The following is a 17,782-nucleotide window of genomic DNA, read 5'->3' as shown; positions in this document are numbered from 1 at the left end:
CCGCCATGGCTGTTCTTGCGCGCAGATCACGACCATGGCGGCGATCTCGCTGAGGTGTCAGTGGAGGCACGCATCATAAGCGCGTGACGGGGGTGTTTCTCGGTAGCGATCCGGTGGGACGCGGGGCGATGACGCGAGGTCAATTGCGTTGGAACTACCGGAGAGTCCACCGAAACGTCTACCTCCCGAAACACGCCTCGAGGTCACTGCGGGAGAACATCATTGGGGCGTGGTTGTGGTCCGGCCGCCGGGCAGTCATCGCAAGCCGCGCGGCGGCGGCGCTCCATGGGGCCAAGTGGGTCGACGAGTTCACGCCGATAGAGATCATCGGGCCGTTCAACCATCCACCTCCCGGGATTATCGTTCGCCGTGAACGGCTCGGTGCCATGGACGTCGTTGAACTGGACGGTCTGCCTGTAACCAATCTGGCGCGTACCGCGTTTGACCTCGCTCGGCACCTACCCAGCGCACTAGCAGTCACCCACCTCGACGCGTTGTCCGCCCACCGGTGTCACCGCCGTCGAAGCAATCCCTTTGACCGCCACCCACAAAGGAGCACGAGGCGTGCGCCAGTGTCGAACAGCCTTGACGCTCATGGACGGTGGAGGGCAATCGCCCAAAGAAAGTTGGTTGCGGCTCTTACTCATCGATGCCGGTCTGCCCCGGCCCGTTACTCAGATCCGGGTTACCGATGGCCGCCTCGTGGCTTACCTGGATATGGGTCGGGAACAGCCGATGGTGGCAGTCGAGTACGACGGCGAACAACATCGCACCGACCGAAACCAGTATGTGAAAGACATCCGCCGAGCCGAGATGATCAGTCGGCTCGGTTGGAACGTGATCAGGGTGATCAACGAAGACCGACCTAACCTCATCGTTCAACGCGTGCGCGAGGCGCTGACGCGCCATTCTGCGCCGAGATTGCCGTGAGGGCTGCGCCTAGCGGGCGGAACGCAACCGTAGCGGTGACTGCGACGTCTGGCTACAGCAGATCGCGAGCGACGGGGCAGGACATGCACCGCGGACCGCCGCGGCCGGTGCCCAATTCCGATCCTGCGATGGTCAGCACCTCGATGCCGGCGTCCTGCAGGCGAATGTTGGTCTGCACGTTGCGCTCATAGGCGACCACCACGCCCGGCGCCAGCGCCAGCGTGTTGTTGCCGTCGTCCCACTGCTCGCGTTCGGCGACGACGGGATCCAGCCCGGTATCGATGACCCGCAGCTGGTCGATCTCCATCGCCTTGGCCGCTGCCTCCAGGAACGGGGCCTCGTCGCTGATGGCGACGCCGTCGGGCGTGCGCTGAATGGTGAACGCCGACAACGAGTCGACGATGTTGGCGTACATCACCACCGTGTCGGTGTCGACCATCGTGCACACCGTGTCCAGATGCATCTGGGCGCGCCGCTGCGCGATCGGCACCGCGAGCACCGTGTTGGCCAGGTCGTCGTCAAACAGGCTGCGGGCCAACGCTTCCGCACCGGCCGGCGTGGTCCGCTCCCCCACCCCGACGGCGACCACGCCCGGTGCCAGCAGCAGCACGTCACCACCCTCGACCGGCGCGGTGCGCGACTCGTAGGCACGCCGCACGCCGGTGAACCGCGGGTGATGGGCATAGATCAGATCGGTCAGCGACGCCTCGCGGACGCGGGCGCGCAGCGCCAGCGTCGGGATCACCACCCGGCGACCGATCCAGATCGACGAGTCGCGGGTGAACACCAGGTTGGGCAGGGGGTCGATGACGAAATCGCCGCCGTGATGCATGCGCAGCACCAACGAGACGTCGGTCCGGGTGTCGGCGGGCAGCTCGTTGAACGTCATGCCGGCCATCAGCACCTGGGCCAGCCGGGCCGGCTCGAGTCCCCGCAGGTACGCCGAAAGTTCTTGCGCCAACGGCCCTCCGAGTCGTCGCGCGTCGACGGCGGCCGCGACGCCCTGCATGCGGGCGGCCCCGCTGTGCGTCAGCGCCTCGGTGAGCAGGTCCGACAGCAGCAGCACCTCAACCCCGCGCGACCGCAACAGCGCGGAGAACCGGTCGTGCTCGTCTTGCGCGCGGGCGACCCACGGCAGGCCGTCGAACAGCAGTTGGTCGACGTTGCGGGGGTTGAGCCGGAGCAGCTCGGGGCCGGGGCGGTGCAGGATGACCACGCGCAGCGCGCCGACCTCGGAATTGGTGCCCAGCTCAACAACACCCACAGCTCAACCGTAGCGGCGCCGGGGCGCCCGGTCGCGGTACACGCCCGTCGCGCGCCCCCACGCCATCGAACGAATGTGCGATAAACTCGGTCGCGTGGAGATCGCGGTCCAAGGCTCCCTGTTCCAGCACACCGAGCGCAGACAACTCGGCGACGGCGCGTTCATCGAGATCCGCGCCGGCTGGCTCACCGATGCCGATGACCTGCTCGACGCCCTGCTGTCGACGGTGCCGTGGCGCGAGGAGCGCCGGCAGATGTACGACCGGGTCGTCGACGTGCCTCGGCTGGTGAGCTTTCATGACCTCACGGTGGCCGAGCCGCCGCATCCGGAGTTGTCCCGGCTGCGTCGGCGGCTCAACGACATCTACGCCGGCGAGCTCGGTGAGCCGTTCACCACGGTCGGGCTGTGTTGCTATCGCGACGGCTCGGACAGCGTGGCCTGGCATGGCGACACAATCGGCCGCAGCAGTTCCGAGGACACCATGGTGGCGATCGTCAGCCTGGGCGCCACCCGCTCCTTCGCGCTGCGCCGCCGCGGCGGCGGCCCCTCGCTGCGGCTGCCACAGGCGCATGGCGATCTGCTGGTGATGGGCGGGTCATGCCAACGCACCTGGGAGCACGCCGTGCCCAAGACGACGGCATCCGTCGGCCCGCGGGTGAGTATTCAGTTCCGGCCGCGCGGCGTGCGCTAGCTGTTGCGGGTCATGACGTTGTAGACGCCGACATGGTCGGGATGTGAGGAGGACGGGTCCTTCGGCGGCAGGATGAGAAATCGCCAAACCCCTCGTCCTGAACCTGAAGGAACCCGTCCATGACCCACGGTAATGCTCCGTTGTCCGTTGAAGGCCGTCGCCGCCTCGTTGCCCGCTGCGTTGACCGTCCCATTGCCCACGTAGCTGCTGAGATGGGGATCTCGCGGGCGTGTGCCTCCAAGTGGGTCAACCGGTTCCGACGGTTCGGCGAACTCGGCCTATACGACCGCTCGTCGGCGCCGGTAGGGCAGCCCACGGCCACTGCGGCTGAGGTCATCAGTGTGATCGAGGCGATGCGCCGAGGCCGCAAGTGGTCGGCAACGCGGATCGCATTCGAACTCAATGCACGCGGCATCGTGATCGGCCGGCGCACCGTGAGCCGGCAGCTGGTGACCTTGGGGCTCAATCGGCGCAAGTTCCTTGACCCCAGCGGGGATCTGAATCGAGTACCGCAACGCATCATCGCTCGCTGCCCCGGGCACATGGTGCACGTCGACGTCAAGAAGGTCGGCCGCATCCCCGACGGTGGTGGGTGGCGGGTGCACGGCAAGAACAGCGCCCAGGGCAGAGCCTCGCGAGCGGCCCGCGCCGGCTATGTCTATCTGCATTCCGCGGTGGACGGCTACTCCCGATTGACTTACACCGAAGCGCTCACCGATGAAAAGGCAATCACAGCAATCGGATTTATGCACCGTTCCCGGGTCTGGTTCGCTGCGCACGGGATCGACCGCATCCAACGGATTGTCACCGACAACGGCTCCTGCTACCGCGCCCGCGACTTCGCCCACGTCCTGCACGGCGCACGCCACCAGCGCATCACGCCCTACACCCCGCGCCACAACGGCAAGGTAGAGAGATATCACCGCATCCTGGCCGAAGAATTCCTCTACGCCCGCACCTGGACCTCAGAATCCCAACGCAGCGAGGCACTCAAGGTCTGGAACATCCACTTCAACTACCATCGACCACACTCTGCCGCCGACGGCCAGCCACCAGCATCACGACTCACCACCGGCGTCACCAACGTGGTGACCTCCTACAGCTAGCGGCGCTCGAGCCAGAGTCAGGTACGCACCGCCGTCACCGCATTGACGAGCAAATCGCGCGCGCGTTGGGTGTCGACCGGAGCGACGGGCTGATCGGGAACCACCAGCGGGTTGGCGATGACGATCACCTGGTAGTCGCCGAACGAGGCTGAATAGTCGTAGAGCTCGCCGGTGCGTGGCCCCCCGGGCGTCAGCGCCTGCATGACGCGATGCACGCCCAGCGTGCGGGCGCTGTCGATCTGCGGCACGTCGACCACCTGGACACCGCCCCGCATCTGCGGGCCGGCGAAGGTCACCTTGTTGCAGTCCTTTCCGGGATCGTTGAACGGCAACGCTTTTGAAGTCTCCAGCGCGATCACCACGAACCGGTTGCCGCGGCCCTCGGCGGTGACCGCGGACATGTTGCCCTGCAGGTCCGCCGGCATGTCCGGTCCGGCCGCCACTTTCGCGCAGTTCGCGGGGTCGAATTTCAACCCGTCGGGCAGTTTCCGGCCGGCCAGCAGCTTGGGATCGATGCCGCGTTCGCTGATGTCGTTGACCTTGTACTCGGGCCCAAAGCTGGACTTCACGTCGACGACCTTGTTGATGTCGACCTTCGCCGAGTGGGTGGCCGATGAGCAGCCGGCCAGGACGCAGGCAGCCGCGACCGCGAGCAACATCTTGGACATCGTGGCCAATCTACCCAAGCGGGTAGCTCAACTGCGCAACGTGGACACCGTTTTGGCGAGCAGATCCGCGGCGAATTCCGGTGGCAGCACCGGAAGCGCCGAACCCGGGTCGGTGGTCAGCGTGGTGAACGCGTAGTAGTTGCCCAGATAGGCGGTGAATGTGTAGGTGCGCGAATCTATTTCGGTGCCCGATTCGACGGAGGACCTGACGTCGGCCACCATGCCGACGGTTTCGGCGCCGTCGATGTGCGGCGGGTCGGTGAGGTGGATGTGTACCACGGTGCGCCCGGCGGTCTCCGCCCATTGGGCACACGCGGTGACCAGGTCCGCCGGGAAATCGACCGGCCCCGGCAAAGCCACCACCACCGCGTCCACGATGCCGCCGCTCCCCGAACCCGACACGCCCTGCGCCGACTGGTCGCGCCCGTTGCCGGGGTCGGCCAGGGCCCCGCATTTGGCCGGCTTGGCCTGTAAGTCATCGCCCAGGCTCCAGATCACCCTCGGTGAAGCCGCGCTGGGGATTCCGGTGGTCACCTCGTAACCGGGCGGCAGGTCGCGAACGACCCGTTTGATGTTGGCGGGGTTGACGGCAACGGCGCTCGTCGGAGCGGATCTCGTGGAAGTGGCCGACGGTGCGCGTGCGGATGAGTGACCGCAGGCGGCGATCACCGTCGTGAGCACCAGAATCGACGCCGGGCCAATCCGGAACGGCCGCATGAGGAGTTGATAGCACAAAACGCGACCGTGCCCGGCTTCCCACACCAGCGCCGCGGTGGGCGGAACCACATCGTCAGACGAGTGGCCGGGAAAGGACCACCTGATTCTCGAACGTGCTAGCGCCTGCGCCAGCGGATTCGGAAGTCACCTAATGGTGCTGGGGCTGGCCGCCGTTGGCGCACCGGAACCCGGCGGGAGACCCAGCGCCGGGACTCAGCCGACCGCCTCCATCACCTGCCGGGCCATGCGCTTGATCTGCTCGACCTCCTCACGCCGCAGGTGGCGCGGTCGCGGCACGTCGATCACGGTGGTGATGACGCCGATCTCCTCGCGCTGCCAGACCGCCCCGAAGCGGTCCATGATCGCGCGCATCGGCGCATTGCCGGAAAGCATTCGCGCGGAGAATCTTTCGATTCCGCCGACGTGCGCGGCGATGGACAGCGCGCTGATCAGGTACGTGCCGATGCCGCGGCCCTGGTAGGCGTCGGCGACGGTGAAGGCGATCTCGGCGGTCTTCGGGTCGCTCTCGTCCCGCACGAAGCGCGCGTCGGCCACCGGGTCGTCGCCGTCGGTGACCACCCACACGAAGTGATCGACGTAGTCGACCTCCGACAGGTAGTGCATCAACGCCGGGGTGGGCAGCCGCGGGGTCATGAAACGCCGATACAGCGTGTCGTCGGAAAAGTAGATGTGGCCGTGCACGGTGCGCTCGCTGTCGCCGGGGAGCACCGGGCGCAGCAAGAGCAGCGTGCCGTCGCGAACGCGAATCGGGATCGGCGTGATGAACGCGGCGAGACGCTGGCGCACGGTGCGCAGCAACCGCGGGATGATGTCGGGGACATGGGCCATGCTGGCGAAGGCCTTGGTGTCGCCGATCCAACCGGTCAACGGTTCGGCGGCGGTCACCGTCGCGGTCCGGGGAATGTCACGCAGCAACGCGATCTCGCCGACGATCATGCCCGGGGACGCAAGCTCGGTGATCACGACACCGTCGTCACCGACGTGCTTGATCTCGGCGGTACCCGAGGAGATCAGCAGAAACGACACGGCGTGCTCCCCCTGCCGCATCAGCACCTGGCCGGCCGCGGCGCGCAGCGGCTGCAGGTGGCCCGCCAACGGGGCGAGGTCCTCGACGGGACATCCCTTGAAGATGTCCATCGCCGCCAGCTCGTCCACGCGGGCGCCGGTGAGTCCGGACACCGCTATAGACCGCCGCCCGCAGCATCGCGACACCGTTCTGCGCGTCGCGGTGATGCCATGACCTGCCCGCCTGCTTACCGTCGTTTACCGCACCAGGCCGAAGCTTCCCGGTCGCGGTCGGATGTTGCCCAGGTTATGAGCAGGGCTGCGGCTCGGGCAAGGATCCGCGGCCCAAACGCGGGATCCGTCGGGGCGACGTCCGGCATGATGTTCGGGTCAAGCGTTGCCTGCGGCACGGGCGATCGCGCCGGATGGAGGTCCGAGGTCATTTCACCGAAGTCGGCCGGTGTGGGGCCAACCAAGATTCAGGTGGGCGATCTTTGGTTCGACGCGCTGACGCAACAGGACGTGGTCGACAGCGCGCGCGCGGCCTGGGCGACCGGCCAGGGCGGCTCAATCATCCCGGTGAACATCGACGTGGCCGTGGCGGCCAGCCGGGATGCGGCGCTGGCCGAACTGATAGCCCGGGGCTCCCTCGTGGTGGCCGACGGGATGCCACTGGTGTGGGCCGCGCGCGCCAGGGGCGAGAGGCTGCCCGAGCGTGTCGCCGGCTCGTCGCTGATTCTCCCCCTGAGCGCGGCGGCGGCCGCGGACGGTAAGTCGGTGTATCTGTTCGGAGGCGCCGGCGGGGTGCCCCAGCGGGCGGCCGAGGCGCTGGCGGCGCGGTGCCCTGACCTCCATGTCGCCGGCACGCAGTCACCGGAGTTCGGCTTCGACGACACCGAGGAAGGGACGCGACGGGCGATGGCCGACGTCGTCAGCGCGGCACCCGATCTGGTGTTTGTCGGCTTGGGCTTCCCTCGCCAGGAACGCCTCATCGAACAGCTGCGCCGGGAATTGCCGGGCGCGTGGTTCTTGGCGTGTGGTGGCGGCATCGCGATGACCGCCGGTGTGGTCCGCAGGGCATCGCCGCTGATGCAGCGGCTCGGGTTCGAGTGGCTACACCGGCTGGCGCTCGAGCCGCGGCGGCTTGCCCGCCGGTATCTGCGCGACGATCTGCCGTTCGCGCTCGCGTTGGTGGCCCGCTCGGCGGCCCACCGACTTACCCGAAGCTAGTGCGCCGCTTGAGCATTCACGATGAGCTCGACGGCGGTCGCCAGGTCGTCGACCACGACGTCCGCATCCGCGGACGCCGCAGGACCCGAGCGGAGCAGGATGGTCACCGCTCCGGCCGCCCTGCCCGCCAACATGTCGCTGTCGCTGTCCCCGATGATCACCGACTCGGCCAAATCGAAGTCGTGCTCTTGCGAAGCACGCACCAACATCCCGGCGAGCGGCTTGCGACAGTCACAGCTGCCGGCCGCGTGCGGACAGTGATAGGCGGCATCGAGCCGGGCGCCGTGGCCGGCCAGCAGCTCTTCCAGGCGCCGCTGGACGGCGGCGAAATGTGCTGGCTCGGAGGCCTTTTCGGAGAGCCAACGCTGGTTGGTCACCAACACGGTGCGCAGGCCCGCGGCGTTCAGCGCGGCCACCGCCGCGGCCGCACCCGGCAGCAGCACCAGCTCGGCGGGTGACCGGACGTACTCCCCCTCGGCGGCCTTGACGTTGATCGTGCCGTCGCGGTCCAGGAAGACGGTGCGCACGTTGCGCAGCTCGGGCGCGGCCATCGTCGATGTCAGGACGGCCTGGGAAACAGTGCGGCTTCGACCATTTCGCAGATGGAGTGGCCCAGGTGCAGGCATGCCTCCTGGATCCGCCCGGTGTCGTGGCTGGGCACCCGGATGCAGATTTCGGCGACGTCGGCCACCTTGCCGCCGCGGGCGCCGGTGAGCGCCACGGTCGTCATCCCCGCCTGACCGGCCGCCTCGAGCGCGCGAACCACGTTGGGAGAGTTGCCCGATGTGGTCAGCCCGATCACCACGTCACCGGCACGCCCGGCGGCCAGGACCTGGCGGGCGAACACCTCGTCGTAGGAATAGTCGTTGCCGATCGCGGTGATCGCGGCCGTGGCGTCGGGCAGGCTGAGCGCCGCCAGGCCGGGACGGTCAAAAGCGAAGCGGCCCATGAGTTCGGCGGCCAGATGGCCGGCGTCCTGCGCGGACCCACCGTTGCCGAAGAAGATCACCTTTCCGCCCGCGCGCAGCGCGCTGATCATCACCCGCGCGACCTCGACGGTTTGTGCGGCGGCGTCGCCCTGCTGCATTTGCTGCTTGACCGCGATCGTTTCGGCCAGTCGCTGCTGGACCAGCTCAACGCTCGGCGCGACGACATCCGGCTCGGTCATGCCTGCCATGTGGTCAATCCCTTGCTCTCGAACGCGAATTCGGTGATGGCCGCCCCGGCGCCCTCGAGTGCTTCGATGAGGCGGTGCTTCTTGGCGAAGTCGCAGAACAGCAGGATGTATCCGCCACCTCCCGCCCCGGTGAGCTTGCCGCCCAGTGCCCCGTTCTTCAGGGCGAGGTCGTAGAGATCGTCGATGCGCTCGTTGGTGATGTAGGGCGACATGCGCTTCTTCTGGATCCATGCTTCGCCGAGCAGCGCACCGAAATCGTTCAGCTTGCCGGTCAGCAACGCCGCCTTCATCGCGACCGCCAGATCCTTCTGGGCCCGCAGTCCCGCCAGGGTGTCATCGGATCCCGTTGTTGCGCGGCGGGTTTGGTCCTCGATGACGCGCGCGGAGTCCCGGGTGATGCCGGTGTAGCACAGCAGCAGGCTGAGTTCGAGTTCGAAGGCGGTCTCGTCGCGGATCCGCAGGGGATTGACGATCACGCGGTCGGTGAATTCGATGAAGTTGAAACCCCCGAACGTCGCGGCATACATGTCCTGCATGCCGCCGGCGATGCCCAGGTCGTCGCGTTCGATGGCGCACGCCAGCTGGGCGGTCTCGTACTCGCCCATCGGCACCCGGTAGTGCTCGGCGAGCAGGCCGGTGAGGGCGACCATCATCGTCGACGACGAGCCCAGCCCGGATCCGGGCGGAGCGCTGGAACGCAGCACCAGGTCGTAGCCGTCCGTGCCGTCGCGGCCGAACCGGCGCACCGCGGCCTTGATCAAATCGAGGCTGCCGTCGTAAAGGATCTCGCTGTCGAGCGTCATCTCGTGTGTGGTCTTGAAGTCCACCGACTCGATGCTGACCCGGCGGTCGGTGCGCGGCGCCAACGATCCCTGGGCGTAGCGATCGATGGTCGCCGACAGGACGCAGCCGCCTTCGGTCGCCGGAAACGGCGGAACGTCGGTGCCGCCCCCGGCGAACGAGATCCGCAGCGGCGCTCGTGCGCGGATTCGTGGCCGTGTCATGGGGATTGGCTTTCGAACGGTTCGCTCAACTGACCGGTCCACGTCCCACGCGCGCGATCATCGTCGACTGCTGCCAGACCACGCCCGCCACGCGTTCATCCCATCGTTCGGCCCCAAAGCGTCGTCAGACTAACAGGCTGACCAGCGCGGTTGTCGGGTTTTCGGCGACTTCACCGCGCTCGGTTATGGGCCGGGATTCACACGATTTTTTGACTCGGCTCCAGCACGAAATCGACCACGATCGTGGCCATGTCGTCGATGGCGCGGCGAGCGATCACCTCGTAGCCGTGGGTGCTCAGCGTGGGCAGGCACAGCAGGCCGGCGCGCGCGGCCAGCCCGCCGGCCTTGGAGTGCGACGCGTCGGATTCGAACGCGCCCAGTGCCGCCGGCTGCGGCGACAACCCCCGGTCGGCGGCGATTTTCAGCAGGCAGTCGGCAACCTCCTTGTCGTACACGCACAACGCGTCGCTGTAGCCGATGATCGGCCCGCCGGTGACGCTGGTGCCGTATTCGCGTTCGGTGGGACCGACCTCCAGGGCGAGGGTGAGGTCACCGGGCAGGGTGGCGCTGGCGTAGGTGCCCCCCACCCCGCCGATCTCCTCGTTGGTGGTGAACACCAGGTACACGTCGTCGGCGGGCCGCTGTTGACGCTCGCGCAGCTGGCGCGCGGCGTGCAGCAGCGCGATCACAGCGGCACGGTCGTCCATGAAGTAGGCGCCGACGTAGTCGCCGACCTCGACCAGCGATCTCTTGCTGCGGTCGACGCACACCCGGGTGCCGGCGTGCACCCCCGCGGCGGCCAGCTCGTCGGTGCTGCGGCCGGTGAAGACGTAGACGTGATGCCAGTCCAGCGAGCGGTCGCCCTGATCGGGTTTGGTCTCCCAGATCCGCGGGCTTTCCTGGGTGGTGTGCTCGGAGCCGAGAGTCAGTACGGCGGTGAGGGTTTCGTTGTCACCGAGCACGGCGACCGGACCCAATCCGAAGTTTCCCGGGTACATCGTGCCCAGCTGCGTCAGATGCAGTGTGCCATCGGATTCCACGCGCTTGACGATCATGGACAGTTCGTCCATGTGCGCCATCACCCGCGTGGCGGTGCCGGGTATGGACTCGGTGCGGTGACGGTGGTTGGGCGCCCCGGCATCGCCGGCCGGCGGGTTGGCGGCGATGTATCCGATCAGGTTGCCGGCGTCGTCGGTCCACATGTCGTCGACGACGGATTGCAGTTCGCGGGCGATGACCGCGCGTACCGCGTCCTCCTGCCCGCACGGCCCGTAGGTCCACAACAGTTCTTGCAGCAACTCGCCGGTGTAGTCGCGGTCGCGGTGCTCCATCCGATCCTCTCCGTCAGTGGGTTTCCAGAGGATCAATACCCGCACCGGCCCGCGGCAACCCAACTCGGAGCAACACCGCTGCTCAGGCCAGCGCGACGCCCAGTTCCTGGGCGAACACCTTGATCATGTGTTGGACCGCGATTTCGTTGCGCCCAATGATCATGTGATCGTGCTGGCCATGCCGGACGCCCTCGCCGCATTGGGGCAGCATGGCGAAGTCCTCGTCGCGCACGGCCGCATGCACGCCTTCGAAGACCGCGTCGTAGGCCGCTCTCATCTCGTCGTTGGTGGCGGGGACGCGGCCCATCCAGCTGTGCCGGACCGTGCAGCGGGTCGGCTCACCGGCGGGCAGCATGTCGATGATCTCCACGCCCACCGGGCTGTTGGCCAGGATGAGGTTCGGATACACCCAATAGATCACCCCCATGTTGGCCACCGGGTCCAGCGAAGCCGTGGCGTAGGTGTCCGCGTTGGTGATCCAGGTGAACGGAAATCCGATCCGGTGATGCTTGCCGAATTCGTCGTAGACCATGGTGTTGGCCAGCGTGTTCTGCCCGATGAGGCTGTCGCCGTGCACGTACGGGAAGTGGTATCCCTCGGCGAACGCTTCCAGGGCGGCCTTCCATGAAACGGCGGACGTGAACTCGCGCTGCGTGTGGTAGCCGTAGGACTCGTAGTTCCACAGCGCCAGTTCGGCACCGAAGTCACCGAGATGGGCGTCGAGGTCGATCGTCGCGCCGGCGGTCAGCACCGCCCAGATGAAGCCGTGCCGCTCCTCCGAGGGCAGCTCCACCAGGCCGTAGTCCTTGGTGTCCATCGAGTCGAACCCGGCCCTGCCCGGGACGGTGAACAGCTCGCCCGTGTTGCGATAGGTCCAGGCGTGATACGGGCAGACGAAGCGCGAGGCGTTGCCCGAGCCGCACGCCGGCATGGCGCCACGGTGCCGGCAGTAGTTGAGCAGGACGTGACTGGCCCCGGATCGGTCGCGGGTGACCAGCAGCGAATCCCCCAGCACCGAGCGCACCACGTAGTCGTTCTTGTTCGGCACCTGCGCCGACGGGAGGATGGCCAGCGGCACCCGGCGCAGAATCTGCGATTCCTCGATCTCGGTGATCTTGGGGTCGCGGTAGTAGTGCAGCGGCACCCGCAGTTCCCGCTCGGCCAGATCCGTCGTCTTGTCCAGGGCATGGCGCAGGCCGCGCCGCGTCAGCGCCTCGTCGGTGCCGCTCACCGGGCTGTCGATCGTCGTCACCCTCGTCTCCCTCGCCTCGATGTTCCGGACCATACAATCACTATTGTTTGTATTGTCAAGGTGGCGTCCGGCGTGTGCGACGATCACGCAATGCGCCGGCACGGCTGGTCGGGTGACATCCCGGCCGACGACGATGAGGCGGTCGCGCGCATCCTGAGCGCGGCGCGCAGCGCGATCGACGCGCGCGGGACCGTGAGCGTGTCCGAGGTCGCGTCGGCCCTCGGCGTGACACGGCAGACGATTTACCGGTACTTCCCCACCCACGAGGCGCTGTTGGGTGCGACGGCCCTGTCGTCCGTTGACGGGTTCATGGATCGGCTTGCGGCGCACCTGGGTTCGATCACCGACCCCACCGAGGCGGTGGTCGAGGGCATCGCCTACACCTTCGAGCAACTCGCGCACGACAAATACCTGAGCCTGGTGTTCCAGCCCGGCAAGGCGAGCGCGTTCACCGCGGGAGTCACGTCGGATGTGGCCATTTCGTTCGGCCGGTCGATCTTGCAGCGATTCGACGTCGATTGGGCTGCAGCGGGATTCGTCGAGGGCAGGCTCGACGAACTGGTCGAGATCATGCTGCGCACCCTGCAGTCATTGATCGTCGACCCGGGCCGTCCCCCGCGCACCGGCCCGCAGCTGCGCAGGTTCCTCGAGGACTGGATCGCGCCGTCGGTGCGCGCCCACGCCGCCGTCCGGCACTGAGCGGTCAGCGGCTAGGCCGTCGTATCGGTGGCCCCGAGACGCAGGTGCTCGATGTGGTACACGGCTTCGTCGAGCAGCTGGGCGACGTGGTTGTCGTACAGGCGGTAAACGATGTTGCGGCCGTTGCGGTCGCCGGCGACCAGGCCGAGGGCGCGCAAGAGCCGCAGCTGGTGCGATACCGCGGGTTGTTCCATCCCGACGGCGCTGGATAAGTCCCCGACCGAGCACGGCGATTGCCGCAGCCGGGTGAGGATCATCAGGCGGTTCGGCGAGGCCAGGGCCTGCAGAGTCTCGGCGATCTTGCCCGCCGATGCCGGGTCGAGCATGGCCGGGGGCGTCACCCTGCCGTCGACTCCGTGTCCCATGCCATCCATTGAAGCACGGGCGCATCCATGTATACGATATATGTAGAGTTTTACATGTATACATGTGCAGACTATCTGAACCAGAGGTCCGGAGCAGCTTGGATGACTATTGCCACCGCACAGGGGACGCGCACGCTCGTCGCCGCCAACCGACGGTCAACCCTCCTGGGCATGTGGTCGGTCGCCTCCGTCCGGTGGGCGACGGTTGCGCTGGCCTTGTTTCTTGCCGGGCTGGCCGCCCAGCTCATAGGCGGCCCGTCGTGGTTGCGCTGGACGCTGTATCTGGCGTGCTACGTCACCGGCGGTTGGATGCCGGCATGGGAAGGCTTGCGGGCGTTACGCTCTCGAACGCTCGATGTTGACCTGCTCATGGTGGTGGCCGCCATCGGCGCGGCGAGCATCGGCCAAATCTTCGACGGGGCTTTGCTGATCGTCATTTTCGCCACGTCCGGTGCATTGGAGGATGCGGCGACCAAGCGCACCGAGGACTCGGTCAAGGGGTTGCTCGACTTGGCACCCGGTCGCGCCGTGCGCGTCGACGCCGACGGGGTCGAAGAGTCGGTCATCGCCGAGGACCTCCGCGTCGGTGACGTGGTCAGCGTGCGCCCCGGTGAGCGCGTCTCGGCCGACGGTGTCGTCGTCGATGGCGCCTCCGATGTAGATCAATCGTCGGTGACCGGGGAGCCCATGCCGGTCGCCAAGTCCATCGGCGACGACGTGTTTGCGGGCACGCTCAATGGTGCTGGGGCACTTCGTGTTCGCGTCACCAAAGACCCGTCCGACACCGTGGTCGCCCGCATCGTTGCTCTCGTCGCCGAGGCGTCGGCGACCAAGGCCAAGACGCAACTGTTCATCGAGAAGGTCGAGCAACGCTATTCCGTGGGCGTTGTCATGGCGACGCTCGCCCTGTTCGCCGTCCCCCTGCTACTCGGGGCCGAACTCCGAGTTACGTTGCTCCGGGCGATGACGTTCATGATCGTGGCATCCCCGTGCGCGGTGGTGTTGGCCACCATGCCGCCGCTGCTCTCGGCGATCGCCAACGCGGGACGCCACGGTGTCCTGGTCAAGTCGGCGGTCGCCATGGAACACCTCGCGGACACCACGCGGGTGATCATCGACAAGACCGGCACCCTGACGACCGGGACGCCGCAACTCACCAGCATCGCCGCGATCGACGATCGATACTCCGACGACGACGTCCTCCGAATAGCGGCCAGCGCAGAGCAATTCAGCGAGCATCCCCTGGGGCGCGCGGTCGTCGCCGCGGCGCGCCGGCACGGACTCGCCCGTGCCGAAGTCACCGATTTTCAGGCGCTTCCGGGTCGCGGCGTGCGCGCCCGCCTCGCACAGCAGACGATCGAGGTTCTGAGCCCGCGAGCGTTTCACCACAACCCGTCGGCGGCGGACAGACTGGAACTCCGGGGTACGACCGCCGTTCTTGTGATCGTCGACGGAACGGCGATCGGAGTTCTCGGACTCGACGACACCGTCCGCCCCGGATCGGACGAGGCGATCCGCGCGATCGCGGCCATCACGTCCAACCCGCCTGCCCTGCTGACCGGAGACACCCGGCCGGCGGCGGAACATCTGGCCGCACAGGTCGGGATCACCGATGTCCGCGCCGACCTTCTGCCGGACGACAAGGTCGTCGCCGTACGCCGACTGCAGAACGACGGCCATCGCGTGCTGTTCGTCGGCGACGGCATCAACGACGCCCCTGCCATGGCCGCCGCGCACTCATCAATCGCCATGGGCCGCAGCGGATCCGATCTCACGCTGGAGACCGCGGACGCCGTGACCGTCCGGGACGAACTCGCCACCATCCCCGCGGTCGTCGCGATCGCCCGTCGCGCCCGCCGCGTCGTGATCGCCAACCTCGTCATCGCGGCCACGTTCATCACCGGGCTCGTCGCCTGGGACCTGGTCGGCCACTTGGCCTTACCCCTCGGCGTCGCGGGCCACGAAGGTTCGACAGTCGTCGTCGCGCTCAACGGGTTGCGGCTCCTGAGCGGGCGCGCCTGGCGCGGCGCCGCCGCCGGGTAGCCGCCGAGCGAATGGCTGAGCGCTTTACTGCGTAAGCTACTATCTACGCATGAACGCAGGTAGTGATTCGGTGCTCGCGGATGACCAGGTCGGGTTGATCGTCGAAATCTTCCGAATGTTGGCCGACGCCACCCGGATCCGGGTTTTATATGCGCTGACCGAGGGCGAGTCGTCGGTCAACGAGCTCGCCGAAAAGGTGGACAAGCCCGCACCGTCGGTCTCCCAGCACCTGGCCAAACTGCGCATGGCCCGGTTGGTGCGCACCCGGCGAGCCGGCACCACGATCTTCTACAGCCTGGAAAACGAACACGTCCGCCAGTTGGTGATCGACGCGGTGTTCAACGCCGAACACGCCGGGCCCGGTGTGCCCTCGCACCACCGCGGCGACCCCGGCGTGCGCGGCATCGCGACCGCCAGGGTGCCGCGGAAGGCCAGCGCGCGATGACCGATCGCGACGCCGGGCACAGCCACGGCGGCGACGGGCATTCTCACGACCACGAGCACCACAAAGGGCTGCGCGGGGCGGTCAGGGACATTTTCGCGCCGCACTCGCACGACGCCGCCGACAGCGTCGACAGCGAGCTGGAATCCAGCGCGGCGGGTATCCGGGCCGTCAAGATCAGCCTGCTGGCGCTGGGCGTCACCGCGACCGCCCAGATCGTCATCGTGATCTTCTCCCGGTCAATCGCGTTGGCCGCGGACACAATTCACAACTTTTCCGACGCCCTTACCGCGGTGCCGCTATGGATCGCATTCGCGCTCAGCACCAAGGCCGCCACCCGCCGCTATACCTACGGGTTCGGCCGCGTCGAAGACCTCGCGGGCCTGTTCGTCGTCGCGATGATCACGTCGTCGGCCGTCATCGCCGGCTACGAAGCCGTCACACGGCTCATCCACCCGCGAACCATCGATCATGTCGGCTGGGTTGCCCTCGCCGGCCTGGCCGGGTTCATCGGGAACGAGTGGGTGGCGCTCTACCGGATCAGAGTGGGCAGACGCATCGGCTCGGCGGCGCTGACCGCCGACGGGTTGCACGCTCGCACCGACGGATTCACCTCGCTGGCCGTGCTCGTCGGTGCAGCCGGTGTGGCACTGGGGTTTCCGCTGGCCGACCCGATCATCGGCCTAGTCATCACGCTGGCCATCCTGGCCGTCTTGCGCACGGCCCTGCGTGATGTGTTCCGCCGCCTGATCGATGGCGTCGACCCCCGACTGGTCGACACCGCCGAGGCCGTCTTGGCGGTAAGGCCCGGGGTGCTGTCGGTGCACAGTGTGCGGATGCGCTGGATCGGGCACCGACTGCACGCCGATGCCGAACTCGACGTCGACCCGTCGCTGAGCCTGGCCGATGCGCACCGCATCGCCCACGACTCCGAACACGATCTGATTCATGCGGTGCCGAAGCTCACCACCGCGATGATCCACGCCTATCCCGCCCACGAGGGGAACGCCGCAGAGGAGCACCGCCACAGGGCGTAGGCCGTCAGCGATCCTCGGGCGCGGAGTTGAAGAAGATCTCCTTGACCTCGCGCACTGCGTAGAAAAACAGTACGTAGCCGGCGAGGGGGTCGGCCCACCACCAGCCGATGAGGCTGTTCAGCAACAGACCGCCGAGCACCGCGGCGGCCAGCAGGCCGTCGATGAGGGTCACCCGGCCTTCGGTGGTGAGCACCGGATTGCCGAGCGCGGCGCCGGTTCGGGCCTTGCCGGCCGCGAGCGCGAACATGACCGCGGCCGTGATCGCCGTCCAGGCGATGCCCAATGACGAGTGCTCGGGCCGATATTGAGCGACCAGGACGAACGTGGACTGCACCAGCAGGTAGAGCGCCAGCGCCGCGAACCCGACACCGATGAGACGCAACGCAAAGCGTTGGCGGGCCGCGCCGGTTCCGGAGAGTTCCCAGACGACGACGAGTGAGGCGGCGATTTCGATCAGCGAGTCCAGGCCAAAACCGGCCAGTGCCACCGATTTAGCCCGGATGGCCGCTACCGCGAGGATGCCGGCGCCCACCACGTTCCAGGCCAGCGTCGCGTATTCGAGGGCGAATCCGCGCCGCAAGAGGGACCGGCGGGCGGCATCGTTGAGCTGGCTCATCGGAACCAGTGTCACATGCGCTGATGGCTTCCCGACACGCGCACTTCGCAGTCGGTGCTTGCCAAGCGTTCTGAACTGGTCAAGCTGAATGCCTGAGGTACGATCACCTGTCTGGATTCACTTTGTACACAATGCGGACACAGCGTGGGGCGAAACAGAACGCTCTGCCTCAACCAAAACTCTG

The 17,782-nt window shown here is 67.3% G+C and carries 18 protein-coding genes and 1 pseudogene; 8 read left to right on the top strand and 11 right to left on the bottom strand.

Annotated elements, in window-relative coordinates:
* Positions 1-83: 83 nt before the first annotated feature.
* A pseudogene (locus G6N50_RS26320) lies at positions 84-930 on the top strand (DUF559 domain-containing protein).
* Positions 931-982: 52 nt separating this feature from the next.
* On the opposite strand, the gene arcA reads toward G6N50_RS26320, so the two are convergent.
* Positions 983-2,194 (bottom strand): arginine deiminase, encoded by a 1,212-nt coding sequence (gene arcA / locus G6N50_RS26315; RefSeq protein WP_083097929.1) that lies wholly within the window; start codon positions 2,192-2,194, stop codon positions 983-985.
* A gap of 94 nt (positions 2,195-2,288) precedes the next feature.
* Between arcA and G6N50_RS26310 the strand changes: the two genes are divergently transcribed.
* Positions 2,289-2,885: an alpha-ketoglutarate-dependent dioxygenase AlkB gene (locus G6N50_RS26310; protein ID WP_179970069.1), complete on the top strand. Its 597-nt coding sequence runs from the start codon at positions 2,289-2,291 to the stop codon at positions 2,883-2,885.
* A 119-nt stretch (positions 2,886-3,004) separates the two neighbouring features.
* Positions 3,005-3,991, top strand: coding sequence for an IS481 family transposase (locus tag G6N50_RS26305; RefSeq protein WP_083100326.1), 987 nt, complete (start codon positions 3,005-3,007; stop codon positions 3,989-3,991).
* Positions 3,992-4,008: 17 nt separating this feature from the next.
* On the opposite strand, the gene G6N50_RS26300 is transcribed toward G6N50_RS26305, so the two are convergent.
* From G6N50_RS26300 to G6N50_RS26290, 3 genes are all read right to left on the bottom strand, one after another.
* A complete protein-coding gene (locus G6N50_RS26300; RefSeq protein ID WP_083096913.1) occupies positions 4,009-4,659 on the bottom strand; it encodes a DUF5642 family protein in 651 nt (216 codons plus the stop codon).
* Positions 4,660-4,686: 27 nt separating this feature from the next.
* The gene (locus G6N50_RS26295; RefSeq protein ID WP_083096924.1) at positions 4,687-5,376 is read right to left on the bottom strand and encodes a DUF5642 family protein; all 690 of its coding nucleotides are present in this window, start codon (positions 5,374-5,376) and stop codon (positions 4,687-4,689) included.
* 213 nt (positions 5,377-5,589) lie between these two features.
* A complete protein-coding gene (locus tag G6N50_RS26290; protein WP_083096911.1) occupies positions 5,590-6,576 on the bottom strand; it encodes a GNAT family N-acetyltransferase in 987 nt (328 codons plus the stop codon).
* A gap of 309 nt (positions 6,577-6,885) precedes the next feature.
* Between G6N50_RS26290 and G6N50_RS26285 the strand changes: the two genes are divergently transcribed.
* Positions 6,886-7,632, top strand: a complete 747-nt coding sequence (locus tag G6N50_RS26285) for a WecB/TagA/CpsF family glycosyltransferase (RefSeq protein WP_232068837.1) — start codon at positions 6,886-6,888, stop codon at positions 7,630-7,632.
* On the opposite strand, the gene G6N50_RS26280 is transcribed toward G6N50_RS26285, so the two are convergent.
* The 5 genes from G6N50_RS26280 to G6N50_RS26260 all read right to left on the bottom strand — a co-directional run bounded on the left by G6N50_RS26280 (position 7,629) and on the right by G6N50_RS26260 (position 12,396).
* Positions 7,629-8,183, bottom strand: coding sequence for a D-glycero-alpha-D-manno-heptose-1,7-bisphosphate 7-phosphatase (locus G6N50_RS26280; protein WP_083096910.1), 555 nt, complete (start codon positions 8,181-8,183; stop codon positions 7,629-7,631). The two genes, G6N50_RS26285 and G6N50_RS26280, sit on opposite strands and share 4 nt — an antisense overlap.
* An 8-nt stretch (positions 8,184-8,191) precedes the next feature.
* Positions 8,192-8,809 carry a D-sedoheptulose-7-phosphate isomerase gene (locus G6N50_RS26275; RefSeq protein ID WP_179970068.1) on the bottom strand — a complete coding sequence of 206 codons (618 nt, stop codon included), beginning with the start codon at positions 8,807-8,809 and terminating at the stop codon, positions 8,192-8,194.
* On the bottom strand, positions 8,797-9,813 hold the full coding sequence (locus G6N50_RS26270) for a GHMP family kinase ATP-binding protein (protein WP_067834235.1): 1,017 nt from the start codon (positions 9,811-9,813) through the stop codon (positions 8,797-8,799). Before G6N50_RS26270 ends, G6N50_RS26275 begins: the two co-directional genes overlap by 13 nt.
* Before the next feature lie 197 nt (positions 9,814-10,010).
* Positions 10,011-11,144, bottom strand: a complete 1,134-nt coding sequence (locus G6N50_RS26265) for a M42 family metallopeptidase (protein ID WP_083096907.1) — start codon at positions 11,142-11,144, stop codon at positions 10,011-10,013.
* Between the two features lie 82 nt (positions 11,145-11,226).
* On the bottom strand, positions 11,227-12,396 hold the full coding sequence (locus tag G6N50_RS26260) for an aromatic ring-hydroxylating oxygenase subunit alpha (RefSeq protein ID WP_142275635.1): 1,170 nt from the start codon (positions 12,394-12,396) through the stop codon (positions 11,227-11,229).
* A gap of 90 nt (positions 12,397-12,486) precedes the next feature.
* Here G6N50_RS26260 and G6N50_RS26255 point away from each other — a divergent pair, with 90 nt between their 5' ends.
* The gene (locus G6N50_RS26255; RefSeq protein ID WP_083096920.1) at positions 12,487-13,095 is read left to right on the top strand and encodes a TetR/AcrR family transcriptional regulator; all 609 of its coding nucleotides are present in this window, start codon (positions 12,487-12,489) and stop codon (positions 13,093-13,095) included.
* Between the two features lie 11 nt (positions 13,096-13,106).
* Here G6N50_RS26255 and G6N50_RS26250 read toward each other — a convergent pair whose 3' ends face one another.
* Positions 13,107-13,460, bottom strand: a complete 354-nt coding sequence (locus tag G6N50_RS26250) for an ArsR/SmtB family transcription factor (protein ID WP_067834241.1) — start codon at positions 13,458-13,460, stop codon at positions 13,107-13,109.
* A 171-nt stretch (positions 13,461-13,631) separates the two neighbouring features.
* Between G6N50_RS26250 and G6N50_RS26245 the strand changes: the two genes are divergently transcribed.
* From G6N50_RS26245 to G6N50_RS26235, 3 genes are read left to right on the top strand one after another with little or no spacing between them, the layout of a single operon-like run.
* Positions 13,632-15,503 carry a heavy metal translocating P-type ATPase gene (locus G6N50_RS26245; RefSeq protein WP_232069020.1) on the top strand — a complete coding sequence of 624 codons (1,872 nt, stop codon included), beginning with the start codon at positions 13,632-13,634 and terminating at the stop codon, positions 15,501-15,503.
* A gap of 49 nt (positions 15,504-15,552) precedes the next feature.
* Entirely contained in the window at positions 15,553-15,948 is a 396-nt protein-coding gene (locus G6N50_RS26240; RefSeq protein WP_083096902.1) for an ArsR/SmtB family transcription factor, read from the top strand.
* The gene (locus G6N50_RS26235) at positions 15,945-16,982 is read left to right on the top strand and encodes a cation diffusion facilitator family transporter (RefSeq protein ID WP_083096901.1); all 1,038 of its coding nucleotides are present in this window, start codon (positions 15,945-15,947) and stop codon (positions 16,980-16,982) included. The genes G6N50_RS26240 and G6N50_RS26235 overlap by 4 nt, the downstream gene beginning before the upstream one ends.
* 4 nt (positions 16,983-16,986) lie before the next feature.
* Here the strand turns inward: G6N50_RS26235 and G6N50_RS26230 are convergent, their stop codons facing one another.
* Entirely contained in the window at positions 16,987-17,598 is a 612-nt protein-coding gene (locus tag G6N50_RS26230; protein WP_083096899.1) for a cation transporter, read from the bottom strand.
* Between the last annotated feature and the right edge of the window lie 184 nt (positions 17,599-17,782).

The organism is Mycobacterium mantenii, assembly GCF_010731775.1.
Lineage (GTDB): Bacteria > Actinomycetota > Actinomycetes > Mycobacteriales > Mycobacteriaceae > Mycobacterium > Mycobacterium mantenii.
This window is presented reverse-complemented; position numbering and strand designations above follow the sequence as displayed.